Source organism: Flavobacterium sp. (genome assembly GCF_049240005.1).
GTDB lineage: Bacteria > Bacteroidota > Bacteroidia > Flavobacteriales > Flavobacteriaceae > Flavobacterium.
Map to the genome: position 1 here is coordinate 1 of NZ_JBMLTK010000121.1, position 19,174 is coordinate 19,174.

The 19,174-nt window shown below is 40.0% G+C and carries 17 protein-coding genes, 1 tRNA gene and 1 pseudogene; 11 read left to right on the forward strand and 8 right to left on the reverse strand.

Features of this window, described 5'->3' with window-relative positions; translation table 11 throughout:
- Positions 1 to 10: 10 nt before the first annotated feature.
- On the reverse strand, positions 11 to 691 hold the full coding sequence (locus tag ACOVQQ_RS12175; RefSeq protein WP_421818439.1) for a spermidine synthase: 681 nt from the start codon (positions 689 to 691) through the stop codon (positions 11 to 13).
- Positions 692 to 1,133: 442 nt separating this feature from the next.
- On the reverse strand, positions 1,134 to 1,523 hold the full coding sequence (locus tag ACOVQQ_RS12180; protein WP_421818440.1) for a helix-turn-helix domain-containing protein: 390 nt from the start codon (positions 1,521 to 1,523) through the stop codon (positions 1,134 to 1,136).
- A gap of 223 nt (positions 1,524 to 1,746) precedes the next feature.
- Here ACOVQQ_RS12180 and ACOVQQ_RS12185 point away from each other — a divergent pair, with 223 nt between their 5' ends.
- From ACOVQQ_RS12185 to ACOVQQ_RS12200, 4 genes are all read left to right on the forward strand, one after another.
- Positions 1,747 to 2,928, forward strand: coding sequence for a M14 family zinc carboxypeptidase (locus ACOVQQ_RS12185; protein WP_421818441.1), 1,182 nt, complete (start codon positions 1,747 to 1,749; stop codon positions 2,926 to 2,928).
- The gene (locus ACOVQQ_RS12190; protein WP_091140893.1) at positions 2,921 to 3,400 is read left to right on the forward strand and encodes an Lrp/AsnC family transcriptional regulator; all 480 of its coding nucleotides are present in this window, start codon (positions 2,921 to 2,923) and stop codon (positions 3,398 to 3,400) included. Before ACOVQQ_RS12185 ends, ACOVQQ_RS12190 begins: the two co-directional genes overlap by 8 nt.
- A gap of 297 nt (positions 3,401 to 3,697) precedes the next feature.
- Positions 3,698 to 6,163, forward strand: a complete 2,466-nt coding sequence (locus ACOVQQ_RS12195) for a phosphoenolpyruvate carboxylase (protein WP_421818442.1) — start codon at positions 3,698 to 3,700, stop codon at positions 6,161 to 6,163.
- A gap of 32 nt (positions 6,164 to 6,195) precedes the next feature.
- The gene (locus ACOVQQ_RS12200) at positions 6,196 to 6,726 is read left to right on the forward strand and encodes a DinB family protein (protein ID WP_421818443.1); all 531 of its coding nucleotides are present in this window, start codon (positions 6,196 to 6,198) and stop codon (positions 6,724 to 6,726) included.
- A 36-nt stretch (positions 6,727 to 6,762) separates the two neighbouring features.
- On the opposite strand, the gene ACOVQQ_RS12205 is transcribed toward ACOVQQ_RS12200, so the two are convergent.
- Positions 6,763 to 7,203, reverse strand: coding sequence for a KTSC domain-containing protein (locus ACOVQQ_RS12205; RefSeq protein WP_094485407.1), 441 nt, complete (start codon positions 7,201 to 7,203; stop codon positions 6,763 to 6,765).
- A 133-nt stretch (positions 7,204 to 7,336) separates the two neighbouring features.
- On the opposite strand from ACOVQQ_RS12205, the gene ACOVQQ_RS12210 reads away from it, so the two are divergent.
- The 3 genes from ACOVQQ_RS12210 (at position 7,337) to ACOVQQ_RS12220 (ending at position 11,375) form a co-directional block, all read left to right on the forward strand.
- On the forward strand, positions 7,337 to 9,298 hold the full coding sequence (locus ACOVQQ_RS12210; RefSeq protein ID WP_421818444.1) for an endonuclease: 1,962 nt from the start codon (positions 7,337 to 7,339) through the stop codon (positions 9,296 to 9,298).
- Between the two features lie 107 nt (positions 9,299 to 9,405).
- Positions 9,406 to 9,487: transfer RNA gene (locus ACOVQQ_RS12215), tRNA-Tyr, on the forward strand.
- 955 nt (positions 9,488 to 10,442) lie between these two features.
- Entirely contained in the window at positions 10,443 to 11,375 is a 933-nt protein-coding gene (locus ACOVQQ_RS12220) for a peptidylprolyl isomerase (RefSeq protein WP_094485409.1), read from the forward strand.
- A 102-nt stretch (positions 11,376 to 11,477) separates the two neighbouring features.
- On the opposite strand, the gene ACOVQQ_RS12225 is transcribed toward ACOVQQ_RS12220, so the two are convergent.
- From ACOVQQ_RS12225 to ACOVQQ_RS12235, 3 genes are all read right to left on the reverse strand, one after another.
- Entirely contained in the window at positions 11,478 to 13,001 is a 1,524-nt protein-coding gene (locus ACOVQQ_RS12225) for a DUF4394 domain-containing protein (protein ID WP_421818445.1), read from the reverse strand.
- Between the two features lie 157 nt (positions 13,002 to 13,158).
- A complete protein-coding gene (locus ACOVQQ_RS12230; RefSeq protein WP_421818446.1) occupies positions 13,159 to 13,524 on the reverse strand; it encodes a PUR family DNA/RNA-binding protein in 366 nt (121 codons plus the stop codon).
- Positions 13,525 to 13,596: 72 nt separating this feature from the next.
- Positions 13,597 to 15,366 (reverse strand): ABC transporter ATP-binding protein, encoded by a 1,770-nt coding sequence (locus ACOVQQ_RS12235; RefSeq protein WP_421818447.1) that lies wholly within the window; start codon positions 15,364 to 15,366, stop codon positions 13,597 to 13,599.
- A gap of 198 nt (positions 15,367 to 15,564) precedes the next feature.
- Here ACOVQQ_RS12235 and ACOVQQ_RS12240 point away from each other — a divergent pair, with 198 nt between their 5' ends.
- The 4 genes from ACOVQQ_RS12240 to yajC all read left to right on the forward strand — a co-directional run bounded on the left by ACOVQQ_RS12240 (position 15,565) and on the right by yajC (position 18,434).
- On the forward strand, positions 15,565 to 16,668 hold the full coding sequence (locus tag ACOVQQ_RS12240) for a Glu/Leu/Phe/Val family dehydrogenase (protein ID WP_421818448.1): 1,104 nt from the start codon (positions 15,565 to 15,567) through the stop codon (positions 16,666 to 16,668).
- Positions 16,669 to 16,750: 82 nt separating this feature from the next.
- On the forward strand, positions 16,751 to 17,698 hold the full coding sequence (gene nusB / locus ACOVQQ_RS12245; protein WP_421818449.1) for a transcription antitermination factor NusB: 948 nt from the start codon (positions 16,751 to 16,753) through the stop codon (positions 17,696 to 17,698).
- Positions 17,695 to 18,159, forward strand: coding sequence for a DUF1573 domain-containing protein (locus ACOVQQ_RS12250; RefSeq protein WP_421818450.1), 465 nt, complete (start codon positions 17,695 to 17,697; stop codon positions 18,157 to 18,159). The genes nusB and ACOVQQ_RS12250 overlap by 4 nt, the downstream gene beginning before the upstream one ends.
- Complete coding sequence (yajC, locus tag ACOVQQ_RS12255) at positions 18,159 to 18,434, forward strand: preprotein translocase subunit YajC (protein WP_421818451.1); 276 nt, start codon at positions 18,159 to 18,161, stop codon at positions 18,432 to 18,434. Before ACOVQQ_RS12250 ends, yajC begins: the two co-directional genes overlap by 1 nt.
- A gap of 208 nt (positions 18,435 to 18,642) precedes the next feature.
- On the opposite strand, the gene ACOVQQ_RS12260 is transcribed toward yajC, so the two are convergent.
- Positions 18,643 to 18,984 carry a DUF1801 domain-containing protein gene (locus ACOVQQ_RS12260; RefSeq protein ID WP_421818452.1) on the reverse strand — a complete coding sequence of 114 codons (342 nt, stop codon included), beginning with the start codon at positions 18,982 to 18,984 and terminating at the stop codon, positions 18,643 to 18,645.
- Positions 18,985 to 18,992: 8 nt separating this feature from the next.
- Positions 18,993 to 19,174: pseudogene (locus ACOVQQ_RS12265) on the reverse strand (peptidase T); the annotation flags it as partial.

Sequence of the window (19,174 nt, forward strand, 5' to 3'; positions counted from 1 at the left end):
AATCTTCCCACTACCTCTTCTCAATACAAATCAGTTCGGTATGTGGTTCTACTTTGGTAAGGAGTTCGGGTTCTAGACCTAAAGCGGTAATATCTCTTAAATAGCGGTCGTTGCGGGCTCTGTCGGCGGTAGTGAGCACCATCGTGTTGAAAAGCAATATTCCCTTGGCAGGCATGTCGGCAAATAGTTTTTTTAGAAAATGCAGTTCGAATAAAAAGTCGGGCAACTTCGTGTCTAGAAAGATGTCGACAATCACCAAATCATATTTTTCGGTATTTCGCAGCACAAAGTTGAACGCGTCGTCGAATACAACCGATACATTTTGATTGGTCTGATACGCGTAGCAACTTTGGAGTCGTTCCACAAGCGTACGGTCGATGTCAACACACGTAATGGCACCTTCAAACCGCACCTCGCGTTGTAAAGTTTCCAAAATGCTGCCGCCAGCGAGTCCCAATACCAAGATACGCTCCATCCGTCGAATGCGCGAATAGCCCACATGTATCAGTCCGTATTTCAGAATTTTCTGCAACGAACCATAACTGTAATTGGTGTTTTCGGAATCTACGACGAGTTTTCCTGACACGCAGTTTATTTCGATGAGTCCGTTGTAATCCGATTGAAAACGCTCCACACAAACGGGAACGAAATAACTTTTAAGTTTTTGTAGGAAAGTAGGCTGTATGGACATAGATGTTTTACCTGCGGTGCTTATATCAAAAATACTTTGGTTTTAAACTGGTTGTTCGCGTGTGGAAACGATTTTTTAAAAAATTTATCAAAAAACAGCTCTGACAAAAAACCAAATTAAATCTATTCTCGTAAATGTAAACATAAGAAAGATTTTAGGTTAACGAGAGTCCGATCTAAAAATCACTGTAAGAAAAACAGCTAAACGGGTGTTTATCAAGCGGATTTCTTTCTAATGCAAAATGATCTGAAGAAAACCAGCAGAATAAGCTACTGTAAAATGTTTAGGTTAAAAAAGCAATTAGTTATAAAAAAGCTGTCTTACAATAGTTTAGAGTGATTTATTCCGATTTTTAGTCGGACGTTCGTTAGGTTACTACGCTTGATTTTTGTGTTTGTTTTATTGGTCAGGGAGCCTCGGTACAACCGGGGCTTTCTTGTTTTTATTCGGTGGTTTGCGGTAAGTACGTACTAAATGTTCCGTCGTCGTACAACAAAACCACTTGTTTCAATTTCTTGTCGCGATTCGACAATGTTACGCCAGAAGGTACTGAAGATGTCGTTGTCTGATCGGTTGCTACCAAATCGGTTTCTATCTTGTGTTTCTCGTTTTTTTCAACAGCCGTTCCAAATAAAATATAGTCGGCCGAAATACTCGGGTAGGCGTGCAACAACTTCAAAACGAAATCCAAACTTGGTTTGTTTCGACCGGATAAAATGTGGGAAATCGACGAACGTTGCACTTGTAATTTATCGGCAAAACTCGTCGGACTTTCACTCATACGATGCATCACTTCTTTAATGCGCTCGGCTATTTCGTCGATCAAATCCATAACTAATTGTCTTTATTTTTTAATGAGCGTCTGATTTCTGGTAACTAAATCTATTACTTTATGTATTAATATTCAAAATACTGAAAAACAATGATTTGAATATTTCACATGCTTATAAATTTACATTTCTTCTTTACTATTTACAAATGTAAACAAATATTTGAAAGTATTAGTGTTTTTATGTGTTTACAAATGTAAACTATCCTTTTTGTACTTTTACAGCATGACAAAGCCTAATTTCTTAGATCTCGCCAAACAGTTCACCTACTCCGGTATCAGCGGTAGGTATCTCAATTTCGAAATGATCAGCGCTTTTCTTTTAGAATACAAAGTGCAAAAAAGTATGCTTGGGTTTTCGGTAGAAGAACGCCCCATTCCGTTTCTTAAATTCGGCTCGGGCTCCAAACGCATTCTCATGTGGTCGCAAATGCACGGTAACGAGTCAACAACTACAAAGGCAGTAATCGATCTGATTTGCTTCTTAAAAGCCAATCCGGATTTTCTTGCGCAACACAATTTGCAGCTCGGAATCATTCCCATGCTCAATCCTGACGGCGCACACCGCTACACCCGCGAAAACGCTAATAAAATCGATTTAAACCGCGATGCACAAGAACTCTCGCAACCTGAAAGTCGGTTTTTACGCCACGTGTACCAGCTCTTCAAACCTCAGTTGTGCTTAAATCTGCACGATCAACGCACTATATTTGGTGTCGAAACTCCAGAAATCAATCCAGCTACTGTCTCGTTACTGGCACCAGCTTTTAATCCGGAACGCGATTTTAACCGAAACCGACTCGAAGCAGTACACTATATTAATGTCATAAATCGAGAACTTCAAAACTTCATTCTGAATCAAGTTGGGCGTTTCGACGACAGTTTTAACCTGAATTGCACCGGCGATACCTTCCAAAACCTCGGAACTCCAACGATTCTCATCGAAGCCGGTCACTTTCCAAACGATTATCTGCGCGAAAAAACCCGAAATCTCATTTTTGTTGCATTATTATCAACACTCACAAATTATCACGAAAACGTTATAGTTGACACTGAAATTTCGGAATACTTAAAAATTCCGCAAAATCGCCCCCTATTTTTTGACATTGTTTATAAAAACGTCAAAATAAATTATGCTAATTCAGATTTTTTAATCAATTTTGCCGCTCAGTTCGTTGAGGAATTTGCAGAAAATTCGATATTTTTCAGAGCTAAACTCAGAAAATTAGAAGAAAACGCAATTTTCGTAGGTCACAAAACTTACGATTTCAACGGTGAAGTGGGGCAACTGAATTACAACGATTTACTCGAAAGTTCGAATGTTGATGCAAACTTTACCGTCGGAAACCAGCAAATCCGCAACGGACACGTAATTGCAGACAACAGACAAACACAAGAATATGAGTAAGTTCAGATTAGACGAAGTAGATCATCAGATTCTGGATATGTTAATTGATAACACCAGAGTGCCTTTTACCGATATCGCGAAAAAATTGCTGATTTCAGCCGGAACCGTGCACGTGCGCGTTAAAAAAATGGAAGACGCCGGTATCATCATGGGTTCTTCATTAACGCTTGATTATGAGAAACTTGGATATTCATTCATCGCTTACGTAGGTGTATTCCTCAACAACACCTCGCAAACCAAATTCGTTCTCGAGCGCATCAACGAAATCCCATTCGTAACCGTAGCACACGTAACCACCGGAAAATTCAACATTTTTTGTAAAATCCGTGCAAAAGACACCAAACACGCAAAAGACGTTATCTTCATGATCGACGATATCGAAGGCGTGTACCGCACAGAAACCATGATTTCACTCGAAGAAAGCATCAACGACAAAAAACGTTTAATGCACACCATCTTCAAAAATATGTAAGCCTCCGCGCTTTAAATTCCAAAACCGATGTTTCACCGCATCGGTTTTTTTATTGGAAGAAAAATCAATGTAAACCACTCATTTCCAATATGTAAAATTCTAATTCTTGTTATTTGGGTGTTCCGGCAAAAGCCCGGCGAAACCCAAGCCGCGCTTTTGCCGTCGCGTCTTCCGCTATATCTTTTGCCTGCGGAACTCCGGCAAAAGGATGTCGCTCCAACCGCTAACACGGAAAAAGTGCACAAAAAAACGTTTCCATTTCGTATCTTGGCATCTCACCCGTTGCACCTGTAAGCCATGTACCACAATTCGCCTTTGAAAACGTTTCAAAAACGTGTAAAAGCACGCTACGATTTATACAACAGCTTGTTTATCACACTGCCGTTCGATGCCATCGACAATACCGGCGCGCTTTTGCCGCTATTTGCCGAGAGCTGTAGCCACGGACTCGAAAACGAACTTTCTCCTAAAGAAATCGTTTCGCAATTCTTCCAACAATACTTTCCCGACAAACCCGAATCGGCACAAATCGATTTACTATTCCGATTTATTCAATACATCGAACGACAAATTGTGCTGTTCGATGCCGTGGAAGATGCGGGTTTTGCGGAAGTTAACAACTTAAACGGTCCAGGAACTTTGGCGCATCTGCTCGAAAACACCGACTTAAAAAAACTAAAGAAAACAGCAGCTAATTTCAAGACAAAAATCATTTTAACAGCGCATCCCACGCAATTCTATCCCGGTTCGGTGCTCGGAATCATAACCGATTTAACCTGCGCTTTGAAAAAAGACGATTTGTTTGAAATCAAATCCTTGCTAACACAATTAGGCAAAACACCGTTCATTCGCAAAGAAAAACCGAGTCCGTTTAACGAAGCTACGTCGCTAATCTGGTATCTTGAAAACGTTTGCTACCACAGCGCGGCCGAAATCACTTTCGATCTCGAACGCCTGCAACTAATCGATCACAACGTGCTTGGTTTCGGATTTTGGCCCGGCGGCGACCGCGACGGGAATCCGTTTGTAACCGCGCAATCTACTTTTGAAGTCGGTATGCGTTTGCGAACATCAATTCTTAAATGCTATTACCAAGACATTCGAAAACTCAAACGAAAACTCACTTTTTCAGGTGTAACCGATTTAATAGCCGATATCGAATACCGCTTGTACAGAACTGTTTTTTATAACGCCGATCCGAATTTTATTAGTTACGAGTATCTGGTCGAAAAGCTTCAAGAAATAAGTAATCTTTTAGTTGAGAAGCATCAAGGTATCTATCTTGAAAACATACAATTACTGCTAACAAAAGTTCGTTTATTTAAGTTTCATTTCGCCACGCTCGATGTTCGGCAAAACAGTAAAATTCACAGAGGCTTAATCGAAAAATTAAATCATCAAAATGCCGATTTAAACGACATCGAAACTGATACCTTAGAATCGGTAAAAACCATGATTCGTTTGCAAGAGCTCAACGGTCATGATGCTTGTCATCGATACATCATTAGCAATTGTGAAAGCGATACCGATGTGCTCGACGTACATCAAATTATTCACCACGCTTTGCGATTATCCGCCAACGAACAGGCGCCCATTGATATCGTTCCTTTATTCGAAGTTATTTCCGACTTGTCGCGCGCAGCCGCAATCATGGAGCGCTTGTACACGCACGCAGGCTACAGAACGCATTTGCAAGCACGTGGAAACCTACAAACGGTCATGCTCGGATTTTCAGACGGCACCAAAGACGGCGGTTATCTCATGGCAAATTGGAGTATTTATAAAGCCAAACTCGAAATTACACGCATGTCGGAACAATACGGCATTCAGGTTTTGTTTTTCGACGGTCGCGGCGGACCTCCGGCACGTGGCGGCGGCCGAACACATCAGTTTTACGCCGGTTTAGGAAAAAAAATTGCAAATCGAGAAATTCAGCTTACCATTCAAGGTCAAACCGTAAGTTCGACTTTCGGAACGCTCGATTCATGTAAATTCAATCTCGAAAATTTGCTTTCTGCTGGTTTCAGAAATACAACCGACTACCGCGATACACAAGTTTTAAGCGCCGCCGATCAAGAGTTACTTGACGATTTAGCTCGGGTCGGACACGCCAAATACGATTCGTTTAAAAATCACGATTTGTTTGTTCCGTATCTCGAAGAACGAAGTACGTTAAAATACTTCTCACAACTCAATATCGGTAGCCGACCTGCAAAACGAAAGGCCGATACGAAATTGCAATTGCAAGATTTGCGCGCTATTCCATTTGTGGGTTCGTGGAGCCAGCTCAAACAAAATGTTCCAGGATTCTTTGGAGTCGGAACAGCTTTAAAGCACGCAAAAGATTCGGGCAAATGGCAAAACGTTCAAGAGTTGTTTTCACGTTCGCTTTTCTTTAAAACATTGCTAGAAAACAGCATGATGTCGCTCGCCAAATCGTATTTTTCACTAACCAAATACATGCAAAACGATGCAAAATACGGAGCGTTTTGGCAATTGATTTATGAAGAATATTTGCTCAGCAAATCTTTACTACTTGAACTTTCAGATCAGCAGACTTTAATGGAAAATTATCCGGTAGGCGAGGCGTCGGTTCAGGCACGAGAGGAAATTGCACGCCCGCTCTTAGTAATTCAGCAATATGCCATGATGCAAGTACAAGCCAACGACCAGTCTTTAGACGCCGAAACGTTTGCGAAATACGAGAAACTTATTTCTCGTTCCTTATTTGGAAACACTAACGCCAGTCGCAATTCTGCGTAAGCGCTATGTCAATTTATATACTCAATTAAAATATGTTTAAAGATCAACTTCCCATCAACGAATACGCCGATTTCTACGCGCGTTACATCACGGCTTTAGAAAACATCGAACTTTTCGATAATTTAGAAATCAAACAGCACGAGTTTATTCATTTTGTGCAAAACGTTCCTTTGGGAAAACACGATTACCGGTATGCACCCGGAAAATGGACACTAAAAGAAATCATACAACACATTATCGATGCCGAGCGCGTATTCTCATATCGCGCATTGCGTATCAGTCGTGGCGACCAAACGCATTTACCCGGTTACGACGAGAATTTGTTTGCAGATCATTCAAATGCAAACAACCGTCATTTGAAGGATTTACTTACTGAATTTGCTTTGGTTCGCCAAAGTACCTTAGCACTTTTCAAGAGTTTTAAACCATCACAACTCGAAAATATTGGAACAGCATCCGATAAAGCTGTTTCGGTTCGTGCTTTGGGATTTATAATTCTCGGACATCAACAGCATCACATCAATGTATTCAAGGAGCGCTACTTGGACGAAAACCCATCCTAAACTCATTCGTTAACTTCGGCGAAAGCCAAAGAAAAACTAGTCTTCGTTAGAAACTTTGCGCCAAACAAAACTTGGGAAGATATGGCGCTTGGCAAATCGAGCAGGGGAGTCGGCATTAACCATTTTCACGTAAGTAGCTTTTGGAACGCTAATAAACTCGTATTTGATGCCGTTATCGAATTTTACAACTAAACGTCCGTCCACGAAATCGTAGTCAATCAGAGTTTGCTTGGCTACAGTTTCTTGGAATTCCGGCATCTGTGCTTCGCGAGTTTCCGGATTTATAGAAACTAAGTGGTGGTACGCTTCAATAATTTGTTTGCTGCGTTCTTCGGCTGCTTTTAAACCTTCGTCGTCGCCTTGAAACTTATCTGGATGCGCGTCTTTCATCGCATTTCGATAAATGGTTTTCAGTTCCTTAAGCGTTACATTTTTATCTACTTCTAAAAGCGCACGGTACGCAACAATCTTCTTCATTCCTTTTTTTTGAGGTGCAAAAGTACTATTTGCATTTGATTATTCAGTCACAACTGCTGCGCTAAATTTATAATTGTCAGACCGAAGTATCTAAAAAGGGTTGTGTACCTTTGTCGTCTTAATTTTCAGTGGCATGAAAAAAATCTGGGGCAAGTTTATTTGCCTGCTTTTAGTATGCGTTTCCGCGCAAGCGCAAATATTTATTAATGAATTAGACGCCGATACACCTGGAACCGATGTTTTAGAGTTTATCGAACTCAAGACTCTTAATCCCAATCAATCGTTAACCGGCTATGTTTTGGTGGCGTTCAACGGCGGTCAGCCCAATAATCCATCTTATTTTGCGATGGACTTAGACGGATTTACCACCGACAGCGATGGCATTATTCTGATTGGTAATCAAGGATTGAGTCCGTTTCCAGATCAAATTCTTCCAGACAACACTTTTCAAAACGGTGCGGATGCCGTTGCCATTTATTTGGGAAATGCCAGCGATTGGCCTTTGAATACGCCTTGTACCAATACGAATCTAATTTCTGCTTTAGCGTACGACACCAACGATCCGGATGCAACGAGCTTATTAGCAGCTTTAGGTTTAACCGAGCAAATAAATGAAGGTGTAAATGGTTCGTCGCAAACAGAAAGTATTCAACGAAAAAACGACGGAACGTATGAGGTGAAAGCGCCTACACCGGGAGCACCGAACGACGGTAGTGGAAGTTCGGCAAATGGCTTAACAGCACAGCTATCGGCAACGAACGTAACCGAAGGAAATACTGTAACACTTACATTTTCGTTGCAACAACCGGCTCAAACGGCGTTTAATTTTACGTTTACTTTGGAGAACGGTGGTTTTACAGCCTCAGATTATCAAACAACAACAACGGTTTCATTTGCTGCAGGAAGTCAATCGGCGGTAGTGTCAATTACATTTATAAACGATTCGTTTGACGAAGGCGATGAAGATGCCCGTTTGTTTATTAACGCTTTACCTTCGGGATACGAACGCTTAAACAATAACGTAATTATTCGTGTTGTTGATAACGATTTCCAAGCCTTAAATTACGGAACGCCTGTAAATCCGACTTATGGAAATGTTACTCCGAGCATTCCTGCCGGATACTACGACAGCTTGAACGGAAAAGCTGGAAACGAATTAAAAGCAGCTATACAGGCAATTATTGCTAATCCGACCTTGGTTCGAGAGCATACATACGGCGATGTTTTTGAAATTTTGAAGGCAGCAGATGTAAATCCAGAAAATCCGAATCAAGTATGGTTGATGTACGTAGAACAACCGCGCTCGAAACTAGATCAACAAACAGGAACAAGTGGTGCTTCAGGTTTTTGGAATCGCGAGCACATTTATCCACAGTCGCGTGGTGGTTTCACAGACGGCACTTCGGGTTCAGCCGATGGTTTCGATGCATTTGATACGACAGGTCCCGACGATATTTTAGCAGGACATTCAGACGCGCATCACATTCGTGCAGAAGACAGCCCTGAAAACTCATTGCGAAGCGAGCGCAATTACGGTATTGATTACAACGGTTCAGCAAATACTTTGGGTTCATGGCATGGCGATGTGGCTCGCGCACTTTTTTATATGGCAGTTCGTTACAACGGCTTAAATGTGGTAAATGGCAATCCACCAACTGCTCCCGTTGGTTTTGTGGGTGATTTGGAAACTTTATTGCAATGGAATGCAAGTGATACAGCAGATGATTTTGAAATGAATCACAATAATGTTGTGCATTTGTGGCAGAAGAATCGAAATCCGTTTGTAGATATGCCGCTTTTAGCAGAATATGTTTTTGGCGCCAATTTAGGTCAGGTGTGGAACAATAATTTAACAACCACCGATTATGTAAACAATGAGGTTCGATTGTATCCAAATCCGGCTTCAGATGTTGTTTATTTCACAAAGAATATAAGCAATGCTACGGTGAATATTTACAATATTAGCGGGCAGCGTGTTTACAATGCCGACAATTTTTCGGCTAATTCGCTGCAGTTAGAACTAACTTCAGGAGTGTATTTCGTGGAAATTCGTTCGGAAAGTCAGCGTTCGGTTCAAAAACTGATTATTCGATAATTTTTTAATGCCTGACTGTGAAGCAAGTAAAAAAAGTTTCAGAAAATCCTTAAAAAATATGCTGTGTGGGCGAATCTACTTGTTATATTTGCGCCCGCAACCGCAGCGGGAAGATACTCAAGCGGCCAACGAGGGCAGACTGTAAATCTGCTGACTATGTCTTCGCAGGTTCGAATCCTGCTCTTCCCACAAACAAATAAAAAACCCAACTCAAGCTTCGCTTGAATGTTGGGTTTTTTATTTGTTTCTCTTGCTGCCGCGCGTTTCTGATAAGTAAGTTAATCAATTATTTTGTAGACCATTTAGAGGTATCGATAAGGGAGAAATGATTTAATAAAAGCTTTTTGTTTGGAATAGAGTTAGCTGTGCTTTATGGAGGCGATTTATTTCCCCGTGGTCCAGATTTAAGAAATTTGATATTTTGCGAGAATTGTACTGTGCTAATTTTTAACTGTAAATTGGTCGTTTACTTCGTCTGTTAACTCCTAATTATACGTTTTTTCCACTAAATATAGGTAGCGATTTTTGCAGCCCCGGTTGCAATGGAAATAAAACCGTAGCGGTGGCGTGTGTAGGTGTTTTTGCAGCAGCGACCAACGGAAGCTCCTGCAAAAATAAACCGAAACCGACAGCGGTAGGTTGTATTGCAGTGAAAAACGGGGAATGCTGCCCAAAAAATATAAAAATATGATTTACAGAGTATTATCGATTTATCGCCCTAAAATTAGTTCAATAGATCGTTGCCTGCGAGATAGAATTTTTGCGTTATTAATTACTAAATAATGTGAGTTCGATATAAAAATCTTTGTTAGAACGCTTAAATTGAGTCATTTAAATTGTTTACGGATTTTTCTGCTAAGCTATTTTACGAGCTAACAGCTAAAACAGTCGCTTACTCCGTTGTATTTTTTTGAGTCACCTCGTTGTCCCAATTCCGCTTTTAATCAACTATTTATATGACTTCTAACTTTATTTTTTTACATCGAACTCACGTTAAATAATCAAGTACTTGAATGTTTTATTGATTTTAGTTTGAAGGTAAACTAGCGTTTTTCGTTTTTCAATTTATACTGATAGTTGTTTTTTAAATGCTACCAACTCTTTTCCGTACTTTTGCATGACTAAAATTACAATTCTACATTTTATGGAAAACGGTATTTACGCTCGTTTTAAAACAGGTAAAGGCGACATTACGGTTAAGTTGACACACGATAAAACTCCGGGAACAGTCGGTAATTTTGTTGCTTTGGCAGAAGGAAATCTTGAAAATTCGGCACGTCCGCAAGGCAAACCGTATTACGATGGGTTGAAGTTTCACCGCGTAATTCCAGATTTCATGATTCAGGGCGGTTGTCCGTTAGGAACGGGAACGGGTGGTCCGGGTTACAAATTCGACGATGAAATTAAAGCCGATTTAAAGCACGATCGTCCCGGTGTTTTGTCTATGGCAAACGCTGGACCAGGCACAAATGGTTCGCAATTTTTTATCACGCACATTCCGACGAATTGGTTAGATGGAAAGCACACTGTTTTTGGCCATGTTGTTGAAGGACAAGATGTAGTTGATGCCGTTGCGCAAGGCGACGAATTGCAACAAGTGGAGATTGTTCGCGTAGGTGAAGAAGCGCAGAAATGGAATGCCGTGGAAGCGTTCAGAACTTTCGAAGGTAATCGTAAAAAGAGATTAGCTGCCGAGCGCGAAGCTGCAGAAGCTGCCATGGAAAAATTAGCCGCTGGTTTTCAGAAAACAGAAAGCGGTTTACGATATCAGTTCATTCAACAAGGTTCGGGTAAAGCAGCCGAGAAAGGTAAAACAGTAAGTGTTCACTATACCGGACAACTCGATAATGGAAAAGTTTTTGATTCATCGTATCCAAGAAAACGACCTATCGAATTTCCTTTAGGTGAAGGTCATGTTATCGAAGGTTGGGATGAAGGTATTGCGCTTTTGAAAGTAGGCGATAAAGCACGTTTTGTGATTCCCTCTCATTTAGGTTACGGAAGTGCTGGTGCTGGAGGCGTTATTCCACCAAACGCTACGTTGATTTTTGATGTAGAATTGATGGATGTGAAGTAATTCGTCGATAGTATTTTTAAACAAATCATTACCAATAAAAAAGGTTGCCATAATTGGCAACCTTTTCCGTTTTTAGATTTCAATTTTTCAGCAATTTTTATCTTAAAAACCTAACCCAATGGCAAAGCCTCGAACTTGCGCTGGGAAATCACCCACAGCCGTTGCACCACCGGTTAAGGTATTGATGTTGTAGATTTTAGTTCCAGCCGACGAGTTTAATATGGCATAAGCTACATTACTTAATCCGCCAATGTCGAACGAAGCGCTTCCAGTAAAATCTGCACCAAGCGAACCACGAGCCACTAAAGTACCGTTGTTTGGCGGAGTTTGAGTGTACAACATGTCGGTATTGGTATCTATATTGAAAAGTAGGGTAGAGGTCGATCCTGCAAAATTATTAGTGTAGGCCGAAGCAGTTACTTGCGGCGCTCCGGGATTTAGCGCGCCATCTGTGGCAGCAAGCGTGCCGTCGATAGGGTTTAAACGTAAATTTTGACCTGCGTCTGAAACCACTCGAATACGGTCGACAGTTGGATTAAAATCAAATCCGAATGAAGTTCCTTGTAAAGCTACGGCGGGCGCGCTTCCTAGTGCTGTTGCTGCGCCATTCGACATATTTATGGTGTATAATCTGCCCAGAGAAGAAAGTGCATAAAGCTGCGCCGTTGCTGGTCGCATATCTATTCCAACAATATCTTCGCCTGCTTGTAAATTTGTAATGGGCTTAGATATAGTTCCATTGATATCTTGGAAATTGAAAATATGTAAATTATTATTGTTGTCGATAGCATACGCTACTGGATTCGTTGGAATAGCAATAGAGATAACTTCTGTGGGTAATGTTCCTAAATCGGTTGCTTTGCCGGTAGTTAAGTTTATCTGCAGTAATTTACTAGCAGTTCCGGTTTTTGCGGTTGCTAGCGCTGTATCGTTATTTGCGGCGATATCAAATCCGCCTTCAACGGCGTAACTTTCGGGTAGATCTAAACTACCAATAGCGGTAATAACTCCGTCGTTTGGCGGATCTTGCTTATACAGCGTTTTCGCTACATGATCAATTACATAAAGTGCTGTTGCTGTAGATCCTGCGGTGTTACCCGTGTAAGCAGCCGAGCCTAATTGTGCTGCTGAAATGCTTATGTTTCCATCGACTGCTGCTAACGCACCTGTTTCAGGATTTGCTCGTAAATTTTGTCCCGAAGACGATACGATACGGATACGATCGACAGTTGGGTTAAAGTCGAAACCAACTGCATTTCCAGTTAAGGGTGTAGTGAAAGACGCAGTATTTACTGCACGAGCCGCTCCCGTAAATTGATTAATTACATAAAGTCTTGATTGAGAGCTTATTCCGTATAGTTGGCCTGTGGCAGGGCGGAAGTCAATTGCACGAAGTGTTTCGCCCGGCAGTAAATTACTGATGCTTACTGAGGCAGCAACAGCTGCGGTATCATTGGCATTCATTTTTAAAAGAGCGCCACCGGCTGTAAGTGCAAAAAATTCTTGATTTGGTCCAACAGGTTGCTCGTTAACGGGCGGAGTGTTTGATTCACTATCGTCGCACGAGGTCATAATTCCAAAACTTAGTACTGCGAATAACGCAACTCGTAAATGTGTTTTTTTCATTGCAATTAAGATTAATGGTTTTACACATGTACGAGGTTTCGGACAATCTGGTTTTATGAAAATAAATTTTTCGGTGCCATCTCCTTTAATAAAAGGTTTCGATTTCGTTATTTTATTGAAATTCAAATCATAAAAAAATCCGCTCAGGGCGGATTTTCTATATATCGTCGAATTCGATGTCGGTATAGCTTCGGGTCGTTTCTGATTCAGAACCTCGATCTTCGCGTTTAAAATCTTTCTGGTGTCTTTCAGAAATCACTTCTTCTCCTTTGTGATTTAGAACGTAAGACGTCATATCATTTAAGATTTCAGCGAAAGCGGCAAAATCTTCCTTATACAAATAAATTTTGTGTTTTTTGAAGTGAAAAGATCCATCTTCTTCGGTAAACTTCTTACTTTCAGTGATGGTAATGTAGTAGTCATCGGCTTTGGTTGCCCGTACATCGAAAAAATAAGTCCTTCTTCCTGCACGTAAAACTTTTGAAAAAATATCTTCTTTTTCAAGCATCTCGTTTTCTCTCATGGTCGCCTCGGTCAGTATTAAATTTATGTTAAGTAAACCAAAAGTGAGAAAAATTTTATGAATTGTCAACTTTTAAGCCGATTCTTTTTCCGAAAGTTGTTTTAAATACAGTTCGCGATAATATCCGTTTTGTGCCAATAATTCTTCCGGAGTTCCGAACTGAATCATCTTCCCATCTTCCAAAACCAAGATTTTATCAGCATTTTTCGCCGAACTAACCCGATGACTTACAATAAATGTGGTTCGGTTCTGAGAAAACTTTTTGAGATTATCTAAAATCTCTTCTTCCGTTTCGGTATCCACAGCCGATAAACAATCGTCAAAGACTAAAATAGGCGAATTTTTAAGTAAAGCGCGTGCCAAAGACACCCGTTGTTTTTGTCCGCCCGATAAAGTTATTCCGCGTTCTCCGAGTACCGTTTCGTATTGTTGTGCGAAATTTTCAATGTTTTCATGCACTGCAGCCATTTTTGCGGCTTGTACAATTTCTTCTTCCGACGCCAACTCATTACCAAAACGTATATTATTGGCAATGGTATCTGAAAACAAAAAGGCATCTTGAGGAACAAAACCAATTTGACTTCGCAATTCTTGTAAGTTGTAGTCTTTAATATTAATGGTATCCAATTTTATAGAACCCGTATCGGCATCATCTAAACGTGCAATTAAGTTTAAAAGTGTCGATTTCCCGCTGCCCGTTTTCCCAAAAATTGCAAGAGTTTCCCCTGCTTTTACCTCGAAATTTAGTTCAGACAATGCTTGGATATTGGTATCTTCATAACGATAAGAAACCCGATCAAAGATGAAGGCGCCGTGCACTTCTTTTAAAGGTTGGTCGCCGCTTTTTAATTCCGATTCAATTTTCAAGAACTCGTTGATACGTTTTTGTGAGGCCGCAGCTTCTTGAACCATACTCGAAACCCAGCCTAAAGAGGCAACCGGCCAAGTGAGCATATTTACATACAAGATGAATTCGGCGATTTGCCCAATATGCATGATGCCACCCGACTGATTGATATACATGAGTCCGCCGAAATAAATCACAATCAAGTTGCTAAATCCGATCAGCGCTATCATCAACGGCCCGAATAATGCGTTGGATTTTGCCAATTCCATAGCCTTTGTTTTACTTTCTGCTGAAAGCGCAATCACTTTTTGTTGCTGTTTCTTTTCGAGTGCATATGCTTTAACGACACGCAAACCTGAAAAAAGTTCCTGGGAAAAGCTCGATAAATTGGATAAGTTTTGCTGAAAAAAAGTACTGCGTTTGTTGATTTCGGTACTTAGTTTAAAGATGGCATACGAAAGAATAGGTAAGGGCAGCAGTGTGTAAAAGGTTAATCGCGGAGAAACGGCATACATATATCCGATAACGATGGCAAATCGGATGAACGTATTTATCGTGTACATCACTGCTGGCCCTACATACATACGCACTTTTCCGACATCTTCACTAATTCGATTCATCAAATCGCCGGTACGATTTTGTTTGTAGAATTGTTGCGATAATCGTGTGTATTGGACAAATACTTCATTTTTCAGATCGAACTCAATCAATCGCGACATAACAATGAGCGTTTGTCGCATTAAAAACGTTAGTAATCCAGCTAGAAGTGTAGTGGCAATAATTAATAAAATGTTCTTGATGAGTTGTGATTGAACGAAATTAACATCGACTGTTTCGCTATTTTTTATGTAGTTTTCAATACTTGCAATAGAGTTCGATATTAATTTGGGTGTATATAGGTAGAAAATTTGGGCAACTATCGTGATTAAAATTCCGGTCAAAAATCGAATTTTATATTTTACGAAGTATTTATTCAGGTATTGTAATTCTTTCATTGCTACAGACAGACAGCTATAATATTTTTAATAATTTTGTTAAAAAATTGCAGACTTTAAAAATTTAACCTTTTAAAAAATTCGTCAAAAAATTACGATTCCTTCAAAAAATACGCCTGCGCAAACGATGCAGTAAAAATATTCGTAAATTTGCAGAGGCAAAAATGAAAAAGCCTTAATTTTTAATTTCTAAATCAAATGGTTACAGAGGTATTAACACCAGCAGAACTTAGCAAAGTCGATCCAGTATTTGGTCAATTGTCGTTTGACAACCATGAACAAATCGTTTTTTGCAATGACAAAGATACAGGTTTGAAAGCAATAATAGGCATTCATAACACGGTTCTTGGTCCAGCTCTTGGTGGTACCCGAATGTGGAAATATAATAATGAGTGGGAAGCGCTGAACGATGTTTTGCGCTTATCGCGAGGAATGACATACAAGTCGGCCGTAACGGGTTTGAATCTGGGTGGTGGAAAAGCGGTTATTATTGGCGACAGTAAAACCGATAAGACACCAGAGATGATCATCAAGTTTGGTCAGTACGTAAACAGCTTATCAGGTAAGTACATTACTGCAGAAGACGTGGGTACAACAACGGCAGATATGGATTTAATTCGCGACGTAACATCCTTTGTTACTGGCGTTTCAGAATCAAGAGGTGGTTCTGGAAATCCTTCTCCAGTAACCGCTTACGGTGTTTTTATGGGAATGAAAGCGGCGGCTAAATACAAATTCGGAAGTGATAACTTAGATGGTAAAAAAGTATTAGTGCAAGGTGCTGGCCATGTAGGCGAAACTTTGGTTTCTCATTTAGCGAAAGAAGGTGCAGATGTGTATATTTTTGATATTCATGAGGATAAAACACAAGCAGTAGCTCAAAAGTATGGTGCAAAAGTCTTTACTGGAGATGTTTATAGTGCCGATGTTGATATTTACGCGCCTTGTGCTTTAGGAGCAACCATCAACGATGAGACCATTCACACGCTAAAAGCAAAAGTTATTGCTGGTGCGGCAAATAACCAGTTGGCTGTTGAGCAAATTCACGGCGTTTTATTGCAGGAAAAAGGTATTGCTTATGCGCCAGATTTCTTGATTAATGCTGGTGGAATTATTAATGTGTACGCAGAAATCGTTGGTTACGACAAAGCAGAGGCTTTAAGACGTACCGAAAACATCTATAATACAACCTTGGAAATCTTCGCTTTAGCAGACCAGAATAAAATCACGACGCACCAAGCGGCAATGGCAATTGCTGAGCGCCGAATTGCTGAAAGAAAATTACAAAACAGTTCAAAATAATCCTTTCAAAGTTTAAAGGATATCTTATTTTTGCGGGCGAAAGTGATCAACACTTTCGCCCAATTTTTTTAAAGTTCTTACCGTGCTAAACAGACGACATATCCGCGTAAAAGTGATGCAATCTATTTTCGCCATGCATCAAACACAATCCGACCGTATCGATTCTCAGGAGAAATTCCTCGAAAATAGTCTACGGGTTTTGCACGACCTCTACCTTTTAATGCTTTCTGCCTTGATTGAGGTTCATAAAACGGAGGAACGCTTTTTGGAAAAATCGGCACAAAAGCATTTAGCAACTGCCGCAGAGAAAAATCCGAACAAACGATTTATCGAGAATCCCATTTTAATAGCACTTTCTGAAAGTACCGATTTAAACAAGCAAATTGCAGAACGTAAACTCAATAATTGGGATCTTCACAGCGATTACATTAATCTAATGCTTACGGAGCTGAAGTCGACTAATGTTTATCAGAATTACATGAGCTTGGAAACAGTAGATTTTGAAGCGCACAAAGATTTGGTTGCTTTTTTATTCGCAGATATTGTAGTGCCTAACGACAAAGTTTACGAATATCTCGAAGATTTTAAAATGACTTGGGCCGACGACTTTCCCGTGGTCAATACTCATATTCTCAAAGAATTGAAAGCTTTAAAACCGACTGTGGTTACCAACGGCTTCAAGGTGTCGAAGTTGTACAAGATGCAAGAAGACGAGAGTTTCGGCGTGGAATTATTTCGAAAGACCATTCTTAATGAGAAGCAATTCTATAAGTTTTATGAAAACAAAACGCCGAACTGGGATATAGACCGTATTGCTGAAGTCGACGTAATATTGCTAAACATGGCTATTTGTGAACTTACTAAATTTCCATCGATTCCTGTGAAAGTAACTTTAAATGAATACGTCGAAATCGCTAAAGAATATTCTACTCCAAACAGTAGTAAATTCATCAATGGTGTACTAGATGCTTTAGTTCAAGAATTTAAAACTTCAAATCAATTACCAAAAACCGGACGCGGATTACTATGAAAAAGATCGTTTTAGCAAGTATTTTCCTTGCTTCACTTGCGGCTTGTTCCAACAAACCAGAGGTCGCAGAAATGAAATTTGAAACAGAGGTCGTAAAAGTTGATACGATTAGCCAAGGTGATGTTATTGATACAGCCTTTGTTTTCACAAACACCGGAAATTCAGATTTAGTAATTAAATCGGCAAAGGCTTCGTGTGGTTGTACGGTAGCCGACTACCCAAAAGAACCCGTTGCTCCTGGTGAAACTGCAAAAATATCAGCTAAGTTTAACAGCGCAGGAAAAAGGGGAGAAGTTAAAAAAACGATTACGATCGAAGCGAATACCGCTAAACCTTTTACCTTTTTGAAAATTGAAACTTTCATTAAAGCTCCCAAAGCTTCAATTTCTTCAGGAATAGGTGCGTCACAAAGCAAACCAAGAAACAATCTTAAATTACAAAACCTTAAACCTCTTAAATAATGGACAAACTATTAAGTATTCTACCTTATATTTTAATGATTGGCGTATTTTATTTTTTAATGATTCGCCCACAACAGAAACGCGCTAAAGCCGAACGCGAATTTGAAAGCAATTTAAAAGTAGGCGATCGCATCATTACTAAAAGTGGAATACATGGTAAAATCGCTGAACTAGCTGAAACAACTGTTGTTGTAGAAACTATGTCAGGAAAATTGAAAATGGAACGCTCTGCAATTTCATTGGAGTTGTCTAAAGCGCTTCAAGCCAAAAAATAAAAACGGCATTCTAATCGGCTGGTAAAGAACAGCGATTTGAAAAAGTACTATTTCGCGAGCATGATCTTGTGACTGTTGGATTTTATTTCTTTTGTGGAAATAGTTCTAAAACCGTCGGTCAAGAAAATGCTCGCGATTATTCATTTTAAAGAAATGAAACGCCTTTTATACTTGAAATAATTTTGAGCTTATTTCAAAGAAGGAGCGTTTAAAGCGATTTCGGTTTTGTCTTTGCGTTCTCAATGGCTTCGAAAACGTATGCCATCACGGTATTTTTATCTAGTTCAGCTACATCAGTGAAACGCCATTGTCTCAAGAACTTTGTTTTCCCTTCTTGAGCATTCACCAAAACTCCTTCATGATCTGCAAGCAAGTGTCCTTCAAAGAACCAAATGGCAAAAAAGTTCTTGAATCCAGCAATTCCTAGTACATTTCTCTTCCCGACAGAATATACGTCGCTTCCCCACTTAATGTTGTGTTGCATTTCTGTTTCAGAAAACCACTGATTCAAAAGCGCTATTTCTGCTGCCCAACGATTTACCTTATCCAAATCTTAACCTACTTTTTCTGCTTTGCCGTTTTTTTCTGTTTCTTTCCTACAACTGTGAAGTCGGTGGCTGCTGTGAGTTCCGCAATCCGAATTATAACGTCAACGGCTTTTTGCATACTTTCTACCGGTACATACTCGTATTTTCCATGGAAATTATGTCCACCTGCAAAGATGTTCGGGCAAGGTAATC

Excerpts from the sequence above, each read along its gene's own strand:
- ACOVQQ_RS12175 (WP_421818439.1), bottom strand. The coding sequence starts at position 691 with ATGTCCATACAGCCTACTTTCCTACAAAAACTTAAAAGTTATTTCGTT.
- ACOVQQ_RS12180 (WP_421818440.1), bottom strand. The coding sequence starts at position 1,523 with ATGGATTTGATCGACGAAATAGCCGAGCGCATTAAAGAAGTGATGCAT.
- ACOVQQ_RS12185 (WP_421818441.1), top strand. The coding sequence starts at position 1,747 with ATGACAAAGCCTAATTTCTTAGATCTCGCCAAACAGTTCACCTACTCC.
- ACOVQQ_RS12190 (WP_091140893.1), top strand. The coding sequence starts at position 2,921 with ATGAGTAAGTTCAGATTAGACGAAGTAGATCATCAGATTCTGGATATG.
- ACOVQQ_RS12195 (WP_421818442.1), top strand. The coding sequence starts at position 3,698 with ATGTACCACAATTCGCCTTTGAAAACGTTTCAAAAACGTGTAAAAGCA.
- ACOVQQ_RS12200 (WP_421818443.1), top strand. The coding sequence starts at position 6,196 with ATGTTTAAAGATCAACTTCCCATCAACGAATACGCCGATTTCTACGCG.
- ACOVQQ_RS12205 (WP_094485407.1), bottom strand. The coding sequence starts at position 7,203 with ATGAAGAAGATTGTTGCGTACCGTGCGCTTTTAGAAGTAGATAAAAAT.
- ACOVQQ_RS12210 (WP_421818444.1), top strand. The coding sequence starts at position 7,337 with ATGAAAAAAATCTGGGGCAAGTTTATTTGCCTGCTTTTAGTATGCGTT.
- ACOVQQ_RS12220 (WP_094485409.1), top strand. The coding sequence starts at position 10,443 with ATGGAAAACGGTATTTACGCTCGTTTTAAAACAGGTAAAGGCGACATT.
- ACOVQQ_RS12225 (WP_421818445.1), bottom strand. The coding sequence starts at position 13,001 with ATGAAAAAAACACATTTACGAGTTGCGTTATTCGCAGTACTAAGTTTT.
- ACOVQQ_RS12230 (WP_421818446.1), bottom strand. The coding sequence starts at position 13,524 with ATGAGAGAAAACGAGATGCTTGAAAAAGAAGATATTTTTTCAAAAGTT.
- ACOVQQ_RS12235 (WP_421818447.1), bottom strand. The coding sequence starts at position 15,366 with ATGAAAGAATTACAATACCTGAATAAATACTTCGTAAAATATAAAATT.
- ACOVQQ_RS12240 (WP_421818448.1), top strand. The coding sequence starts at position 15,565 with ATGGTTACAGAGGTATTAACACCAGCAGAACTTAGCAAAGTCGATCCA.
- ACOVQQ_RS12250 (WP_421818450.1), top strand. The coding sequence starts at position 17,695 with ATGAAAAAGATCGTTTTAGCAAGTATTTTCCTTGCTTCACTTGCGGCT.
- yajC (WP_421818451.1), top strand. The coding sequence starts at position 18,159 with ATGGACAAACTATTAAGTATTCTACCTTATATTTTAATGATTGGCGTA.